This window comes from Streptococcus sp. FSL K6-1323, from assembly GCF_038630745.1.
Taxonomy (GTDB): domain Bacteria; phylum Bacillota; class Bacilli; order Lactobacillales; family Streptococcaceae; genus Streptococcus; species Streptococcus salivarius_D.
In genome coordinates this window covers 789,123-806,610 of record NZ_CP152039.1, presented here as the reverse complement: position 1 = coordinate 806,610, position 17,488 = coordinate 789,123, and the positions used below count along the sequence as shown (strand labels likewise).

Genomic DNA, 17,488 nt, shown 5'->3' with positions numbered 1-17,488 from the left:
GCACAAAGAGAGAGGCCTTACCTTAATCGTGAGTTAAAGCACATACTATCAGAATTTAGTCACCACCATTTTCATGATTTCTTGAAAAATTTAAGAAATATTTGAGAATTTCTTGATGTTTATTTAATGACTTTATACTACAATAAAGATGAAAAGAAAGCGGTATCAAATAAGCGAAAGGAGGCTTATCATGAAAAAGGTACTTGAGGTCAGACATCTGACTAAACGTTACGGCCAACACCTAGCACTCGACAATGTAAACCTGACCTTAGAAAAGGGTGAGGTCTATGGCCTTATCGGAAGAAACGGGGCAGGTAAGACAACACTGATTAAAGTCATCACTAAACTCATCCGCCCTAGCCAAGGCAGTGTTTCCCTCTTCCACTCTACCTCCAAATCAGAGTGGACTCACGCACTGAAACGTGTTGGCTCTGTGATTGAAACACCAGTTGCCCTGAATCATCTCAATGCACGTCAAAACCTACGTTACTACTGCAAGATTCATCACGTTCCAAATCCTGACAAGGTCATTGATGAAATCCTTGATACAGTTGGACTTGGACACACTGGCAAGAAAAAATTTCGTAGTTTCTCACTGGGTATGAAGCAACGTCTAGGTATCGCTATTGCACTGATTGCAAAACCAGACCTACTTATTTTAGATGAACCGATTAATGGTCTCGACCCAGTTGCTATCAAAGAATTCCGCCAAATGATTAAAAAATTGAGCGAAGAGCAAGGTATGACAGTTCTCATCTCTAGCCATATCTTGTCTGAACTCTATCAAGTTTCAACCCGCTTTGGCATTATTGATCACGGTCACATCATCCGTGAAATCACTAAGGACGAATTCGAACATCTCAGCGAAGACTATATCGTTCTTAAAACTAACCAATTAGCCCTGGCTAGTCGCATTCTCCAAGACCAACTCCATCAACACTTCAAAGTGGTTAACAGCGACAATGAAATTCATATTTTTGACAAATCCCATGTTATAAAGGCAATTGTCAAAGAGCTGGTTAAACAAGAAGTTGACATCGATGAAATTTACTACAAACGTCAAGACTTAGAAAACTACTTCACACAACTAGTAGATTCAGAAAGGAGGTAGAGCCATGTTACACACTATTCACGCCGATTTCTATCGACTCTTCCGTTCTAAAGGATTTTGGATTTCTGAAATTATCCTAGCCCTAAACATTATTTCTGGTGTCCTATTGGGAGGCACAGGGCATGTAGGCGTAGAAACTGGGGCAAAACAAGCCGTTAAAAGCGCCTCTTCGTGGACTGGTGTCGGATCACTGATTAATTACTCTAGTAGTATCTCCATGACAGTCCTATTCACTTTAATTGTGGTCTCTATCATTTTGGGTGTTGATTTAGCACAAAAATTGTACAAGAATAATCTCACCTCTGGCATTTCACGGAGCGGGTTCTTCTTCGCCAAGGCAACCGTCATTGTAGCTATCACTTTAGGACAACTCCTCCTGTCTTACGGCCTTGCCTTTGTTCTAGGTACTCTTTGCCACGGTCTTGGAACTGTACCTGATCACTTTGTTAGAAACTTTGCCTTAACTTTCCTTCTCCAATTCTTGTGTAATCTAGCTTGGGTAAGTCTGACCACGGTTACCCTCTACCTCACACATTCTATCGTGACAACCTTTGTGACTTACACCCTTGGTTTAGTAGCTTTAACCGTACCAGCAGCAATCTTCCCTAAAGTAGAAATTTTGAAATACTTGTCACTCAACTTTAATTACGGCATGACTGCAGATAAAACTATCATTCAAAATACTGCAATCGTGGCAGTAGGATTTATCCTAGCATTTACAGCTTTGGGCTTGATTACCTTTGAAAAACAAGATTTATGATAACAAAAATAACATCGTGAACATGCGCGATGTTATTTTTATTCTGTGACTTCAAATCCGTTTCTCTCCGGAGGTGCGAAACAAATCTTATTTTTGATGTAGAAGTGTTTGTTTACTTTGAAGATATCTATTTTATTTACGAGAGTTTGTATAAATTTATGGATTCTTTCAAAATCTAAAATATAAAAAAGTCACCAACAAAAGTTGACGACAACTAAAAAAAGAGGACCAATGTCAGTAAGGGTTCTTTACAGCCTGAAGCTGAAGGTAGCACCGCACCCGTACCAGAAGTTGGTACCTTTGAATGCTCTGTTACCAGTCATCCTACAATATCCTCTCAATATTTTTATTCTATCACTGAAAGCAAATAGAATCAAGAAAAGCAGTATGAATAATGTTACTTTCTATTTTTTAATAGAATTCTAGAATCAAAGATTTTTTGCAAAATCAAATCGGTGGTTGAGTTGTTTTCCGAAATTATTTTAATCTCACAGTTAAATAGAACCATTCATTCTCATAGGCCAGATGCAACTCACCCTCTAAGACTTGAACTAAGTGTTCAGTGATATAAAGCCCAAGTCCAGAGGAATCCTCGGTATCTGACAGGTTTTCAGAATAAAAGCGGGTCGTTAGTTGGTCCAGATGCTGTATCGGCTGTTGGACCATATTACTAACTGACAAATAAATGCCATCGTCCTTTTTCTGCAATGTCAGTTGAGCTTGAGTCTTACCATGTTTTAGAACGTTACTGATAATATTCTGAAATAGACGTTCAAAAATATCAGCATCCATTTCGCATTGGATATCAGGGGTTACTTGAATATCTAGTGTAATCCCTGTCTCCTGAAACATGTCATAGTAAGGCAGGATAGACTTAACCACAAGTTGAGAAAAGTCCACATCTTGAAATTGTGGTTGGATGGCCCCCTCTGTTAATCGTCGATATTCCAACAAGGCTTCCAAACGCTTTGAAACAGTCAGTAGATTTTTAGAAATCTTCTCCATAGCCATGTCATCTTCACTACTACTTCGAAGACTTTGCTGAGCATAGCCGCTCGCTACTGTCAATGGTGTTCGTATATCATGGGCAATATTACTGATAGCCATATCCATGGTTTTCTTTTCTTGGAGAGCGACAAGCTTAGTCTTTTCAATTTGGGTAAAGAGAGACTCAATCCGATTCGTTAGAGTAACCAATGATTTTGGCTGGTTTTTCAGAGTAATTCGTCGATGGCTTTCTTCAACTAGCTTTTCTTCAATCTGCTTTGAGAGAGATTTTACAGCCAAATAGTAACGAATTAGACAGGTAGTCGCTCCCAGAAGAAGTCCTATCAATACAATAAGCAGTCCTTCCATCAGTCTTCTCCTTTAAGTCGCACACCTAAGCCCCAAATCGTTTCGATATACTCCGTACCCGCATCCACTTGGGCTAGTTTCTTACGTAGATTACTCAACTGTGCATTCAATGTATTATCACCTGATAGATAAGGGGCTGCCCAAACCGTCTCATAAAGGTCCTCTTTAGTAAAAATTTTCTTTGGATTTTGAAGGAGTGTGTGAAAAATTTGAAACTCTTTCTTACCTAAACGAATGACTTTTCCCTGACAGGAGACTTCAAAACTGTCTGGGTTTATCGTGATATTTTTGACTTGATAGATGTTATCAGGCTTACTCCTTCCCTTGCTGTGTTCACGTAGTTGAACTGAGACACGCGCATAAACTTCTTCAAGATCAAAGGGCTTAACGATATAATCATTTGCACCATCAAGTAAGTACTGGCTAATCAAGTGCTTGTCACCCAAGGCTGTCAGCATAATGACAGGAACAGAGCTTCTTTGCCTGATAAACTTAAGCACTTCTTCGCCACCCTTACCCGGTAACATGATATCTAGGAGAACTAAATCAATCTCTTGACTTTGAAACAAAAGCTCTCCTTCGGTTCCAGAGTAGGCTTGGATAATATCATGTTCTTCAGAAAACAAGTTAAAAAGAATATTCTGGATATCCTCATTGTCTTCAATCTGTAAAATACGTGCCATGTCTTAATCCTCCAATGATACTACCAATTGTATACGCTCACTTTTTCTTTCATCTTAACAAAAAGCCAAATTAATGACAAGGTGCATTATGAGTTATTGATAGCATAAAAGGAAAAATAAAAACCGTAAGCCTCCACTTCCGAGACTTACGGTCAATTATTTATTAAGCAAAAGTCGTCACATCAGAAGCATCCAGACGAACAGACTCAAAGCCTTCTTCATTGGCTTTCCCAAGAGCAATGAGCAAAACTGGTACATGACGGTCTTCATCAAGTCCAAAGGCTTTGGCAAGCCCATCTTTTTTATAACCACCGATGGCGTTGGTATCATAACCATAAGAACGAGCAACCAACATCAACTGCATAGCAGCAAGGCTAGCATCAATGTGGACAATTTCATTCATCATTTCTCGAGGAGCATTTTCATACATTGGTACAATGCTTGACAGTTGTTTTTCTTTGACTTCTTCAGGCATTTTTCCTTGAGCAACAGCCTTACCGTAGATATCTTCAGCTCTTTCTTGGCTCTTCAAATCGGCAAAAATAAGGACCATGGCTGATGATGTTTCATTTTGCACAACATTGTAGCTGACGAAAGGTGTCAATTTTTCCTTGCCCTCTTCGCTCTCAACAACAACAAAACGCCAAGGTTGCATGTTGACTGATGATGGTGCTGTAACAGTCTTATCTAGGATTTCCAACAGTTCTTCTCGCGGAATCTTAACAGATGGATCAAAGTTACGAATGGAACGACGATTATAAACGATATCTGAAAAATCATTGCATACTACAGGCATCTTATGTCTCCTTTTTTTGATTAAATGAAAATAATATAATCAAAATTATAACATAAGACAATTGTTATCAAAAATAATTGCTACAAAAGTGCTTAAAGATTGGTCTCCTTGAGTCCTAGCCGTTTCACTTCAGATGAATAGTAAACCATGATGATAATAAGACTGAGTGTGATTACCCAGATTGACTTAAGGTGTACAAAATGCATCAGAACGGCTGAGACGATAGCGCCAACGACAAAGCTCCCTACGATAAAGCTATAATTGACAGCCTGACGACGATATTCTCTCTGATCACCACTTCCCTGAATGGCATAATAGAGGGCCGTTAACATCCTTCGATAATTTCCTGAGGTCATAAATATCACGAAGGGATGATTCTCAATCTGACTGCCAGTAAAAGTCTTCATCATGATACCTGCAGAAAAAGCGATAATCGGGAGCTCAATCAAGGCATTTGAAGGTAGAAAAGGCAGGATAGCTGTCATCACACAAAGTGGAAGAAGACCATAAACTCGCCAATAGGCATTCTTACGCTGGTCTTTAAACCACATACCAAAAAGAAAGCCTAAAGAAAAGAATAAGATTGAAAAGCAACGCAACAAGTTATAGTACATACTACTGTTTCGCCAGTCAGCGACCAAGAGAAGGATATTCCCAGTCTGTGTAGCAACCAAACTATGATAGTACATATGACAAAAGACATCCAAAGCCCCTCCCGAGAAACTCAACAAATTAGCCATCAGACGCGTATTTTGAGGAAGAAGGTTCCGCGATTCCATAGCATAACTTCCCTTCTAATAGTAATTGATATGATAGCCTTATTATAGCAAATTCGGGCACACACAGTAGAAAAAAGCAACCCTCACGAGTTGCTTCTATCCTATTAAAAATTAACGGAATCTGGGATATTATAAGTCTTGATACTAATAGATATCACGTCTATGACCGACTTCGAGGGCAAGTATGATTAGTTCATTGTCCTGAATATTGACAATAACACGATAGGCACCAATACGATAGCGCCATTGTCCAGTGCGATTGGCAACCAAGGCCTTACCCTTGGCTCTTGGATTATCTGTGACACGATTGAGATAAGCCTTAATTTGTTTTCTGACGAAAGGATCCAACTTTTTTAAATTTTTGGCAAATATAGGGGTGGGTACTATCTTATAGGTCATCCCAATTTAGCACCTCCCCACCATTTTCAAGATAGTCTTCATATTCTACCAAAGCCAAATCGGCTACTCTAGCGTCATATTCATCCTCAATGGCTTCTAAAGTTTTGGTACGAATTAATTCTGACAAGGATACCCCTTCAAATTTCGCAATGGCCTGCATGAACTTCTTATCTGCTTCTGAAACCTTCAATGTAATTGTTGTCATATCCTTAACCTCGTTCTCTTTTGTAACACCATTGTATTACCACTCCTCCTTTTTGTCAATTTTGATAATAGGTTCATACTTTTATTCGTAAAACAATAGAAAAAGCAACTCTTACGAGTTGCTTGCAGTCCTATTAAAAGTTAACTGAATCAGGATCATCCTGAGTTTTAATGCCTTGAATCTTATCCAATACTGCCATATCTTCCTCTGACAAATCAAAGTCAAAGATATCCAAGTTGGCTTCGATATTTTTTGCTGTCACTGACTTAGGTAGTGGCAAGAAACCTTTTTGAAGGCTCCAACGTAAGGCAACTTGAGCAACAGATTTTCCGTTACGTTCAGCCACTGCTTCTACGTCTTCATTTCCAAAAATGCTACCAGTACCTAGTGGGCTATAGGCTTCAAGAAGAATATCACGCTCTTGGCAATAGGCAACCAAATCTTCTTGGGCACAACCTGGAGCCAAAAGAATTTGATTGACATGTGGCACAATTTCAGCCGTTTCAAGGAGAGCATCAAGGTGATGCTGCATAAAGTTAGACACACCGATAGCACGCAACTTACCATCTTTGTAGGCTTCTTCCATTGCCTTCCAAGCACCTGCATTGCCAACCTTCCAAGCATCATTCTCACGAAGAGCCTTTGGATTAGGCCAGTGGATGAGCAAAAGATCCAAATAATCCACACCTAGTCTTTCAAGAGACTCGTCGATAGAGGCCTTGGCCAAATCGTAATCGTGCTTGTCATTCCAGAGTTTAGTCGTTAGGAAAATATCCTCACGCGCCACATCACTATCTGCAATCGCCTTGCCTACAGAAACCTCGTTACCGTAGATTTGCGCCGTATCAATATGTGTGTAACCCGCCTTAAGTGCGAAACTAACGCTGTTATAAGCTTCTTCCCCTTCTGGAATCTGCCAAGTCCCAAAACCAATTTTAGGAACCGTAACGCCATTTGAAAGTGTATATGTTTCCATCCTGTTCTCCTTTTCAAGTTGTAACAGAATTATCTTAAAGGATATAAGATAAAATTGCAAAGATTTGCTACAGCTTGTTTGATGAATAGTTCCTTACTTCTTTTTCCGCTTCTTTTTAAAGACAACACCATTTTCTTTAAGGATTTCCATGCTCACCTTTCCAACTCCTCTAATCGCTGCTACTTCCTCTTCCGTTTTCTTTTTAAAATCTTTAAATTCTATTAAGCCATGTTGACGAAGTATACGCTCCACACTTATTGAAAGACCTTGGAGGGCTTTGCTTGGTTCTATACTTTTTTCCAATTCTCTAATTAGTTTGTGCAATTCTGGATTTTTCTTTTTCGCAACATGTCTTTGTGGACGTTTTGCACAATATTTTTCGATTAACCAAGTAAAATAATATTCTGACTGGGACAGATCAACGACTTGATTAAAAACCATCAAAAGACTTTGCATACTATTGGCTTCAAATAAGATAGGGTTGACTTTAAGCGTTTCGGCAACTAGACGCTCTTCATCACCTTGTTCAATCATTTTTAAATAATTTTCGAACTCTGGATTTTTTGCATAAAGTAGATCAAAATAGAAATCCGCATCCTCAATATGTCCCGTCATTAGTGAGACGGTCATCATTGGTACTATCATCAAATCTTCTTCATGATATTCCATTTGCTCACATTCGAAAAAGTTCTTAGCCTTATCAAACTCCTCTAGATTACAATAGGTAGCCATCAATTCGTAACGGACTCCCATGTGATCTTGAACATCTATCTCTAGAATCTCTTCAAATTCCTTAATAGCAAACCGCTTCATACTGTTGCTTAAATAAAATTTAGCAAGATTATACTTCAAAGACAAATAAGGACGCTCGTCAAGATTAGCCCAGCCCATTTTTGGACCTTGATCCCACTTGGACCTTTGCTCTTTTTCTAAAGCAATTAGGCCTTTTAGATGTTCAAGTGGACTTTGAAAAGTTAAGAGCATCTGCTTAGCATCAAGATTTTCAGGATCTAGTTTTAAAGCTTCTGTCAAAAATTCCTGACTTCTCGAAGGATCTTCCTCGTGATAATGATAAGCCTCTTCAATAAGTTTCCAAGCTCTCTCCTGCTTTGAATCAGGGGAAGTGATCTCATCAAAAAGCCCTTGGTTGTATTGTCTTGCAAAATCTTCAAGAGCCATGTCCACACTGAGATACTCTGTAATATGTTCTTCTAAGAATGCTTCTGCTTTTTTTGTGAAGTCTTCAAAAGATGATGTCATCAATCTTCTCCAATCTATGTTTATTTCTCTAACTACTATTGTATACGTTTTCATAGAACATTACTATATTCTAAGTGAAATCAACAACCTCTTAAATTTTTATTGACAAAAATAGTCGCCAATCACAATACAGATAAGAATCCATAGAGTCTTATTTTGGGACATCTAAACTCAAAGTTGTATACTTATATTAGATAGAGTGCCATTGGACGATTAACGTCAAGGCATAATCTTCAAGTTTCATTTAAAGCTACAAAAAATCATTAACGCCTTGGGAGTGGTTTAGTCCCTTTTCTATATCAATATCTTTAACTCACTTTTTCATAATTTTACTTGATCACTCCCATTTTTAAGGGAATTGAAAACTGAGTTATATTTTAAAAGGAAACAGAGGTCTGTTTCCTTTTTCTTACTTCAAACCATGACAAAAGGAAACCCTTTCGAGTTTCCTTTATCAAATATATCGTTGGAGGCAAAGTCCAATAATACTTTAGTTGAGTGGTTCAATCATGAAGCTCAATTGATAGCTATCTGCTGAGCTAACCAAGAATTCGTCATGAACTGGAGCACCCCATGAGTCGTCACCACCGACACCCATTTGAGCAGCAAGAACTTTAATCCATGTAGCATCAGATTGTTGCAATTCATATTGATGACGAGCATTTTCAATTTGTTCAGTACTGTTACGCAAAGCACTGAATTCGAATGCCTTATTAAGTGCGGTGAATTTAAGACCATTATGGTTATCATCAGATACTGTAAATTCACGAGTACCATAGTGATTACCAGATTCTTGTGGCATTAGATATGGAGCAAATGTCTTTTCAACAGATGTTTCATATCGACCAAGATAGGCACCAGGAAGTTTATCAAGGTAGCTTTCTTCTGCACCGTATCCATAATAGCTTAGGTTTGTAAATTGTGAACCGATAGCAAATTCTAGACCAAATTCAGGGAAGTTTGGCAAACCTGCTTTACCATCATAGTTTGCAGTAACAAAGATTCGACCCTTGTAATCAACTTGATAAGTTACCTTAACTTCGACATCAGAAAAGCCAGGCAATTCATGAACATAAGTCACTTTAACAGAGTCATCTTCAATTTGAATTTGAGTATCTGTAACCTTACTATAGTTTCCAGCAACTTTCCAGCCTGCCATTTCGAATGGATATCCAGCACCACGATCGTTGTCAGTGTAAGCACGAGTAAAGTTAAGTTTAGGACCTTTCTCAATGAATTCAACACCGTTATACTTAGCAGATACTAGCGTATTTTGTGCACGTGAAAGCAAGATAGAGAAGTTTTGTCCGTGGATTCCGATGTTGAAGTCGCCTTCAACAACATTCAAAGGAGCCTTAACTGGTGTTTCAGTGCTAATCTTTTCAGCAACATATTGACCACGAACAATTTCATGTCCTTTTGGAGCCCATTCAGTTGCTTCATTCTGAACACAAGCAACTTCATAAATTCGTTCAGCATTTGAAGATCCAACAGCGAATTCTACTGGGAATGTTGCTTCTTCACCTGGTTTAACATCAAAGTGATATTCACTTTCGCTAACTTTTCTACCATCTTCGTAAACTCTAGCTAGGAAAGTATAAGCAGAAAGATCTTCAAAGACATTATCATTCTTGATAGTTACTGATTTTTCATCAACAGCAATCTTAATATTAGAGTAAAGATGTTTAACTGTTTGAAGTTTTGGAGTTAGGGTACGATCTGCGAAGACAATACCATTTCCACAAAATTCGTAGTCAGAAGGTCTATCATGCCAGTCACCACCATATGATAGGAATTCGCTACCATTTGGAAGTGGTTTGTAAATAGCTTGGTCAATGAAGTCCCAAATAAATCCACCTTGGTATTCTGGATATTTCTCTAAATCAGTGTAGAGTTTCAATCCACCACCAGAATTACCCATTGTGTGCATGTATTCACATGAAATATAAGGTTTTTGAGGATTGTTAGTGAGGTATTCTTCAATATCAGCTGGTTTCGCATACATACGACTTTCGATGTCTGTAATGTAATCAAATTCACGACACCATGTAACACCTTCATAGTGAACTGGACGAGTATTGTCAACACTACGGAAGTAATCAGCCATGTCAGCAATATCTTTACCAGCATATGATTCATTACCACAAGACCAAATGATAACACTAGCATGGTTCTTATCACGTTGGAACATGTTATTGGCACGATCCAAACAAGCAGGCAACCATTCTGGTTCACTAGCTGGGATATTCCATGAAGGTTCGCTTAGACCAAGTTTTTGCCATGTACCGTGTGTTTCAAGGTTGGCTTCATCGATAACATAAAGTCCATATTCATCACACAATTCATACCAACGTGTTTGGTTAGGATAGTGAGAAGTACGAACAGCATTGATGTTATGTTGTTTCATCACTTTGATATCCCAAAGCATATCTTCTTCAGTGATACAACGTCCTGTTCTAGCGTTAAATTCGTGTCTGTTAACCCCTTTAAAGACAATTCTCTTACCATTCAAAAGCATGAGTGTATCTTTAATTTCAAAGTGTCTAAATCCAACTTTAACTGGAACGACTTCAACAACTTGGTCATCATCCAAAACATGAAGGGTCAAATTGTAAAGTTTAGGACTTTCAGCACTCCAAGGTTTGATTTTCAGATTTTCAAGACTTACAGATAGTTCACCGTCACCATTAACAGATGCATCACCTTCTGTAACGATGCCTTCATGATCTGAAAGAACATATTTAATTTTCTTATCTTCGTAATCTCCAACAGTCTTCAAATCAATATCCAATTGACCTGCTTTTGTTTGGTAATCATAATCTCCCTTAACAAAGAGATCTTGAACGTGAACTTTTGGAATAGCGTACAAGTAAACATCTCTGAAAATACCGTAAAGTCTCCAGAAGTCTTGGTCTTCCAACCAGCTTGCTGTAGAGTAACGATAAACAGCTACCGCCAACTTGTTATCACCTTCAACAAGGTAATCACTGATTTCAAATTCACTAGGTGTAAATGAATCTTCACTGTATCCTACGAAGTTACCATTGACCCATACAAAGATGGAAGTGGCAACCCCTTGGAATGAGATAAATACTTTTTTATCTTTTAATGCATCATTCAAGGTAAAATGTTTAACGTATGATGCAACAGCATTTGATTCTTGAGGAACTTGAGGTGGACGAAGGAATTCTTTACCATCCCAAGGATATTGGGTATTCACATATTGTGGAGAACCAAAACCTTGAAGCTCTAAATGACCTGGTACATTGATGAAATTCAAATCAGTTTCATCAAATTCTGTTTTATAAAAGTCTTTTAAAACTTGATTTGTATTCTGAGCATAGTGAATTTTCCATTTTCCATTAAGAGATTGTCTTAACTTCATCTCCCCTTCAGAAAATTCTGCAAGAGATTCAAAATACTTATGATCTGAGTGAGCGTCAACAGTATTAACGCTAACAATCTTTGGATCGTTTAAGTAAGTTTGAATTTTTTCAGTCGTGTTCATAGATTATTCTCCTTTTTTGAAGGTAATAACTTCAGACAAAGCTTCTACCTTTTCTCCAACTTCTTGTTCAAGATGGAAAGCACTGAATTTTTCTGAATTGGTTACAGTGACAAGTACTGTGTCATCAAGACCGTTTTTCTCAATAATTGGTGACCAGAACTCAAGAAGTTTTTGTCCAACTTCAACACGATCACCTTGTTCTACGTAACTAATGAACCCTTCACCTTTAAGTTTAACTGTTCCGATACCAACGTGGATAAGAACAATGACACCATCTTCACTTTCAATACCAACTGCATGGCGAGTAGGAAGAACTTGACGAATGGTACCACTAATTGGTGCAAAGACAGCTCCATCAGTAGGTTTAATGGCGAAACCTTTACCCATGCTACCTGAAGCAAAGTGTTCATCATTAACACTTGAGAGGTCAACCAAATGGCCAGTTGTAGGGTTTACAAGAGATACGACGTTAGCTTTAACTTCATTTTCAGAAGTTGCTACGCTAAAGCGATGTTCCAATTCTTCAACAATTTCAGCGTGACGTGCTTCAGTCAAAGTGATTTTACGAGCAATAATGAAGGCTCCGATAAGCATTGCTGCTGCTGGGAAACCAAACATGCTAAGCTTAAAGATAGACTGTTGATGTGTTGTAATTGTTGATGCTGAGGCACCTGTTGTCATACCAGCAGCTACGGCAATTGTAGAAACAAGCCAGTTTGACATCGCACCACCAAGTTTATCAACAAGTGGACGAACTGACAAAGTAAGTGATTCATCACGGTGTCCCAATTTCCATTGACCATATTCTACTGAGTCAGAGATAATCATGAGGATAACAAGGAACACAAGAGGTTGTGGAATAAAGAAGAGTTCAGCAGCAGTCAAGATCATTGGAAGTGATGTTCCTGCAATACTAAAGATTCCGATACCACCGAGCATTACTGCAATACATCCATAGAACAAACGTTTACGGTTGAATTTACCAGCTAGGCTAGGGAAGAGTGAAACTGAAACCAAACCAACAACTGTATTCAATCCGTAAAGGATTGAGTATTTCCCTGGATCACCAAGGATAAATGTGAAGTAAAAAAGTTGAAGAGCATTAAGTGTATTAATACCAAGACCATAGAACCAATATCCGAGAGACAACCACATCAATTGGTCGTTTTTACCAAGAACTTTAAAGACTTGTTTAAGGCTAGTTTTTTCTTTGTTATCACGAAGTTTTGACTCAACTTCACGTGTACCAATACCAACAGCAATTGATGTAATCACACCAATGAGAGCAACGATAAATGCAAACCAGAACCATCCAGATTTATCTCCAGAGCCACTACTGTTCGTCATAGAGAAGAACAAAACGATTGGCATGATGGCAACACCTACAATATTGGCACCAATCGTAGAACCAATACGGGCAAAAGTTGCCATTTTTTCACGTTCATGACTGTCAAGAGACAAGGCAGGAATCATTGACCAGAAACCGATATCTTTAATTGAGTAGAAGACATCCATTACAAGGTAGATAATTCCGAAAAGTACAAGGTACAAGAAAGGATTTGTTTTATTCAAACCACCTAAATCGGTGAAGAGAAGCAACAAGGCGATAGAACTGATGATACCACCACCAACTACCCATGGTTTGAATTTACCATACTTAGTATGAGTGTTATCAATCATGTTACCGATCAATGGATCGATAAATACTTCCAAGATACGCAAAATAGCGATGATGTTAGTAATTAATAGTACGTAGTGACTATTTTGCTTTGGATCACCTGTGTTAAACAAGTGAGTTGTCACAAACATGATAAAGTATGTTGACAACGTTGCATAGAAGACGTCGTTACCGAAAGCACCAGCTGAATAGGATAGACGAGACTTCATTTGACCTTTAGATTTTCCCATTACGAAAACCTCCTGTTAGTTGTTTTTTGAATACGCTTACATTATATAAGTATTAGTTTAAACCGTCAATAGTTTTAGTGATTTTTTACTAAATTTTTACTAAAACATGATTATTTTGATGAATTAAAATATTGGAAACCGATTTCATAGCTTACACTATGACCCTCCTCCAAGATGATATCTCCAAAATCTGTATGATTAACGGCATCTGGGAGTGTTTGAGCTTCCATAGCTATAGCTTCTCGTCCTTTTGCAATTGTTCCTTGATCTCTCGCAAAGTAAATATTATCCTCTATAATATCCATAGTATAAATAACTAAACCATTTCTGTTAGAGAAGATTTCAATACCATCTCCGCTTTCTTTGTCATGCAAAATAGCTACTTCTTTCACATGATCACAAGTTTCCCCTCCAACTACAAAGGCATCATCAAAACCATTATTTGCTTCAATTCGAGGTAGCAAGTCAGTTGTCTTTCTGAAATCATAATTTGTTCCATCTACATTAATTTTTTGTCCTGTAGGGATTAACTCAGAATCCAATTCCAAATGGTAGTCTGAATAGATTTTTAACTCATGAGTTGACAAATCTTGCTTGTCACTAAGATTAAAGTAGACATGATTGGTCGGATTAAAGACTGTTGACTCTGTAACATCGAAGGCTTCAAAGAAGATTGATAAGCGATTGCTGTTGTTAAGTCTGTAGGTAATAGAAACTGACATGTCACCAGGGAACCCATCGACACTTGAGTAAAGTCTTCTAACAAACTTTGTCTCAACATATTCCTCTGTCAAGTTTGTGACATAATTCCAATTTTGAACCTGCATTCCTTTTGGACCGCCATGTAAACAGTTTTCTCCCTCATTCTTAGGAAGGCTATAAAGAACCATATTATGAGTATACGAAGCTTTCCCAATTCTTCCAGCAACCCTACCAATGGACTGGCAGGCACATAAATTATTCTTATAGTAATCCTCGTAATCACTGAAACCAAGTACTATATTTTTAAGAGCACCAGTTTCCGTTGGAACCAAAAACTCCTGAAGTGTAGCACCTGTTGTGAGTGTGGAAATGACAACACCATTATCATTCTCCATCGTAATTTTGCTGACATCACCTGAGTCAACTTTTCCAATAATTTCGCAGCTTATTTTCATATTATTTCCTCAAAAAACAAAGAGTACAACAATTATATATACTCTTTGACTCTTTGTTTATTATTATTTTTTTAATTACCCTCGATCATCGTACCCTTTTGGATGGCTAGAATGCCATGCCCAAGCACTTGCGATGATTTTTTCGATGTTATCAAATTGTGGTTTCCATCCAAGAACTGTACGTGCTTTTTCAGATGAAGCAATTAATGTATCAGGGTCACCAGGACGACGATCAGCTTTTTCAGCTGGAATTTCTTTACCAGTTACCTTACGAGCTGCTTCAAGAATTTGAAGGTTTGAGAATCCTGTTGATGAACCTAAGTTAAAGGCTGTAGATTCATTTCCTTTACGAAGATATTCAACAGCAAGGAGGTGAGCATCAGCCAAGTCAAATGGGTGAACATAGTCACGAACATTTGTTCCATCAGGAGTGTTGTAGTCATCACCAAAAATCATGATTTTTTCACGAACACCTTGAGCTACTTGAAGGATAATTGGAAGAAGGTGAGTTTCTGGACCATGGTCTTCACCGATAGATCCATCAGGTTTTGCACCAGCAACGTTGAAGTAACGAAGTGGCACATATTTAATACCATAAGCTTTATCAGACCACTTCATGATAGTTTCCATCATCAACTTACTTTCACCATATGGGTTGATAGGATTTTGTGGTGTTGTTTCAAGAATTGGAATTTCTTCTGGGATACCGTAAGTTGCTGCTGTTGATGAGAAGACAATGTATTTAACACCGCATTCGTTCATAACTTCAAGCAATTTAACCATTCCAGCTGTATTGTTATCAAAATATTTGAGTGGTTTTTCCATTGATTCACCAACCAATGAATAGGCCGCAAAGTGAATAACGGCATCAACATCAGGATTTTCTTTGAAGACCTTTCTCATAAAATCTTGATCAGAGAGATCGCCTTGGTAGAAAATAGCATCTGGATGTACGGCAGCACGGTGACCTGTTACCAAACTATCTACTACTACTACTTTTTCTTGACCTTTTTCAACTAAGCGATCAACCATGTGAGAACCGATATAACCAGCTCCACCTAATACTAAAATTGCCATTTCTAATCTCCTTTCTTCAGAAAAAACAATTAATCAGCTAAATTTACAAAATTTACAAAAGCTTTAAAGTTATTCAAGCCTTCATTATCAGATTTATAAACACCTGCATCTTCTAGTACACGAGCAAAGATATCTGCAACAGATTGTCGAACAACTTCTGTCACTTCCTCAGCCGTAACATTCGGATTTTGAGCTTTGAGTTCATCTGCCCATTCTTGGTGAATTGGAGCAACTTGGTTACCTTGACCTAATAGATAATCTTCAACATCTTTAAGTTCTGTTTTCAAACGAGGAGGAAGAATGGCCAATCCCATAACTTCAATCAAACCAATGTTTTCTTTTTTAATATGTTGAACATCTTTGTGTGGGTGGTAGATACCGTCTGGATGTTCTTCAGAAGTTTGATTGTCACGAAGAACCAAATCCAATTCAAATTTGCCGTCTTTTCTACGAGCAATTGGGGTAATAGTGTGGTGAGGTTGTCCATCAGACTCAGCCAAGACACCAGCTTTTTCGTCTGAATAACCACGCCAGCAATTGAGAATTTTGGTTGCTAGAGCAATTAGTCTTTCCTTGTCTTCACTTCTAAGACGAAGAACAGACATAGGCCAATTAACGATACCAGTCTCAACATCAGAGTATCCATCAAAGCTAACTTTTTCTTTAATGCCTGCTACTTCCATTGGGAAAGTGTGGCGACCACCTTGATAGTGTTCGTGTGTAAGAATTGAACCACCTACAATTGGAAGATCGGCATTTGAACCTGCGAAGTAACCAGGAAATGCTTCAACAATTGATAGGAGACGACCAAACGTCAATGGACTGATGTGCATTGGTTCGTGCTTACCATAAAAGAAGATAGAATGTTCATTAAAGTAAGCATATGGTGAATATTGGAAGCCCCAATCATTTTCTTCCATTTGGAAACGAATAACACGGTGATTACTACGTGCTGGGTGATTGATGCGACCTAGATATCCTTCATTTTCCATACAAAGTTGGCATTTTGGATAATCAGAAGCTACCGCATTTTTAGCTGCAGCGATGGCTTTTGGATCTTTTTCAGGTTTTGAAAGGTTAATCGTAATTTCCAAGTCACCGTATTTAGTTGGTGCTTTATATGCAATATTTTGTGCAATGGCTTTGACTTTCACATAATCATTTCGTTTACTTTGTGCATAAAAGTCAGCAATTGCTTGCTCTGGGTTAGATTTATAAGTATCCCAGAAGTTACGATTGACAAGGCTAGGGCTTGGTGTAATCAAGTCCATGAGTTGAGCACCGATGATATCTTGTTCTTCATTAAGTTCACCTACAGAACCAGCTTTAACACCTGCTTGAAGCAACTGGTCTTTAAGGTCAATCAATTCAGAGCTATCTGTTTCAACATCAGAAACTCCTTCTCCAACCAAAGCAAAAACTTTGTTTGTCAAATAGATACGGTCCAATTCCTCATAATCACTATTTTCAATAACCTGAGTTACAAAAGTGTTTACTAAATTTTCAGCCATAA

General features: G+C 38.1%; 15 protein-coding genes. 2 read left to right on the top strand and 13 right to left on the bottom strand.

From position 1 onward, the window contains the following. The first annotated feature begins 190 nt into the window (after window positions 1-190). Together NST80_RS03550 and NST80_RS03545 are read left to right on the top strand one after the other, a co-directional pair. Window positions 191-1,111, top strand: coding sequence for an ABC transporter ATP-binding protein (locus NST80_RS03550; protein WP_021151675.1), 921 nt, complete (start codon window positions 191-193; stop codon window positions 1,109-1,111). A gap of 4 nt (window positions 1,112-1,115) precedes the next feature. Further along, a complete protein-coding gene (locus tag NST80_RS03545; protein WP_064525289.1) occupies window positions 1,116-1,871 on the top strand; it encodes an ABC transporter permease in 756 nt (251 codons plus the stop codon). Window positions 1,872-2,348: 477 nt separating this feature from the next. Here the strand turns inward: NST80_RS03545 and NST80_RS03540 are convergent, their stop codons facing one another. From NST80_RS03540 to galT, 13 genes are all read right to left on the bottom strand, one after another. Beyond that, window positions 2,349-3,227: a HAMP domain-containing sensor histidine kinase gene (locus tag NST80_RS03540; protein ID WP_037602222.1), complete on the bottom strand. Its 879-nt coding sequence runs from the start codon at window positions 3,225-3,227 to the stop codon at window positions 2,349-2,351. Continuing rightward, a complete protein-coding gene (locus NST80_RS03535; RefSeq protein WP_118172357.1) occupies window positions 3,227-3,910 on the bottom strand; it encodes a response regulator transcription factor in 684 nt (227 codons plus the stop codon). Before NST80_RS03535 ends, NST80_RS03540 begins: the two co-directional genes overlap by 1 nt. Window positions 3,911-4,073: 163 nt before the next feature. After that, window positions 4,074-4,706: a nitroreductase family protein gene (locus NST80_RS03530; RefSeq protein ID WP_145517255.1), complete on the bottom strand. Its 633-nt coding sequence runs from the start codon at window positions 4,704-4,706 to the stop codon at window positions 4,074-4,076. A gap of 92 nt (window positions 4,707-4,798) precedes the next feature. Further along, window positions 4,799-5,485, bottom strand: coding sequence for a YoaK family protein (locus NST80_RS03525; RefSeq protein WP_145517254.1), 687 nt, complete (start codon window positions 5,483-5,485; stop codon window positions 4,799-4,801). A gap of 144 nt (window positions 5,486-5,629) precedes the next feature. Beyond that, window positions 5,630-5,884, bottom strand: a complete 255-nt coding sequence (locus NST80_RS03520; RefSeq protein ID WP_145517253.1) for a type II toxin-antitoxin system RelE/ParE family toxin — start codon at window positions 5,882-5,884, stop codon at window positions 5,630-5,632. Beyond that, window positions 5,874-6,089 (bottom strand): DUF6290 family protein, encoded by a 216-nt coding sequence (locus tag NST80_RS03515; protein ID WP_070438100.1) that lies wholly within the window; start codon window positions 6,087-6,089, stop codon window positions 5,874-5,876. Before NST80_RS03515 ends, NST80_RS03520 begins: the two co-directional genes overlap by 11 nt. Before the next feature lie 133 nt (window positions 6,090-6,222). Further along, window positions 6,223-7,065 (bottom strand): aldo/keto reductase, encoded by an 843-nt coding sequence (locus NST80_RS03510; RefSeq protein ID WP_183138171.1) that lies wholly within the window; start codon window positions 7,063-7,065, stop codon window positions 6,223-6,225. Window positions 7,066-7,158: 93 nt separating this feature from the next. Then, the gene (locus NST80_RS03505) at window positions 7,159-8,325 is read right to left on the bottom strand and encodes a hypothetical protein (protein WP_229056989.1); all 1,167 of its coding nucleotides are present in this window, start codon (window positions 8,323-8,325) and stop codon (window positions 7,159-7,161) included. Between the two features lie 490 nt (window positions 8,326-8,815). Continuing rightward, entirely contained in the window at window positions 8,816-11,833 is a 3,018-nt protein-coding gene (locus NST80_RS03500; protein WP_183138170.1) for a glycoside hydrolase family 2 TIM barrel-domain containing protein, read from the bottom strand. Window positions 11,834-11,836: 3 nt separating this feature from the next. After that, entirely contained in the window at window positions 11,837-13,741 is a 1,905-nt protein-coding gene (locus NST80_RS03495) for a PTS sugar transporter subunit IIA (RefSeq protein ID WP_014632923.1), read from the bottom strand. Window positions 13,742-13,851: 110 nt separating this feature from the next. After that, window positions 13,852-14,898, bottom strand: coding sequence for a galactose-1-epimerase (locus NST80_RS03490; RefSeq protein ID WP_096833031.1), 1,047 nt, complete (start codon window positions 14,896-14,898; stop codon window positions 13,852-13,854). Window positions 14,899-14,973: 75 nt separating this feature from the next. Continuing rightward, on the bottom strand, window positions 14,974-15,975 hold the full coding sequence (gene galE, locus NST80_RS03485) for a UDP-glucose 4-epimerase GalE (protein ID WP_002888050.1): 1,002 nt from the start codon (window positions 15,973-15,975) through the stop codon (window positions 14,974-14,976). Window positions 15,976-16,004: 29 nt separating this feature from the next. Then, window positions 16,005-17,486 carry a UDP-glucose--hexose-1-phosphate uridylyltransferase gene (gene galT / locus NST80_RS03480; protein WP_193757567.1) on the bottom strand — a complete coding sequence of 494 codons (1,482 nt, stop codon included), beginning with the start codon at window positions 17,484-17,486 and terminating at the stop codon, window positions 16,005-16,007. Window positions 17,487-17,488 lie beyond the last annotated feature (2 nt).

Coding starts and splice junctions, on each gene's coding strand:
- NST80_RS03550 (WP_021151675.1), top strand. CDS start 191: ATGAAAAAGGTACTTGAGGTCAGACATCTGACTAAACGTTACGGCCAA.
- NST80_RS03545 (WP_064525289.1), top strand. CDS start 1,116: ATGTTACACACTATTCACGCCGATTTCTATCGACTCTTCCGTTCTAAA.
- NST80_RS03540 (WP_037602222.1), bottom strand. CDS start 3,227: ATGGAAGGACTGCTTATTGTATTGATAGGACTTCTTCTGGGAGCGACT.
- NST80_RS03535 (WP_118172357.1), bottom strand. CDS start 3,910: ATGGCACGTATTTTACAGATTGAAGACAATGAGGATATCCAGAATATT.
- NST80_RS03530 (WP_145517255.1), bottom strand. CDS start 4,706: ATGCCTGTAGTATGCAATGATTTTTCAGATATCGTTTATAATCGTCGT.
- NST80_RS03525 (WP_145517254.1), bottom strand. CDS start 5,485: ATGGAATCGCGGAACCTTCTTCCTCAAAATACGCGTCTGATGGCTAAT.
- NST80_RS03520 (WP_145517253.1), bottom strand. CDS start 5,884: ATGACCTATAAGATAGTACCCACCCCTATATTTGCCAAAAATTTAAAA.
- NST80_RS03515 (WP_070438100.1), bottom strand. CDS start 6,089: ATGACAACAATTACATTGAAGGTTTCAGAAGCAGATAAGAAGTTCATG.
- NST80_RS03510 (WP_183138171.1), bottom strand. CDS start 7,065: ATGGAAACATATACACTTTCAAATGGCGTTACGGTTCCTAAAATTGGT.
- NST80_RS03505 (WP_229056989.1), bottom strand. CDS start 8,325: ATGACATCATCTTTTGAAGACTTCACAAAAAAAGCAGAAGCATTCTTA.
- NST80_RS03500 (WP_183138170.1), bottom strand. CDS start 11,833: ATGAACACGACTGAAAAAATTCAAACTTACTTAAACGATCCAAAGATT.
- NST80_RS03495 (WP_014632923.1), bottom strand. CDS start 13,741: ATGGGAAAATCTAAAGGTCAAATGAAGTCTCGTCTATCCTATTCAGCT.
- NST80_RS03490 (WP_096833031.1), bottom strand. CDS start 14,898: ATGAAAATAAGCTGCGAAATTATTGGAAAAGTTGACTCAGGTGATGTC.
- galE (WP_002888050.1), bottom strand. CDS start 15,975: ATGGCAATTTTAGTATTAGGTGGAGCTGGTTATATCGGTTCTCACATG.
- galT (WP_193757567.1), bottom strand. CDS start 17,486: ATGGCTGAAAATTTAGTAAACACTTTTGTAACTCAGGTTATTGAAAAT.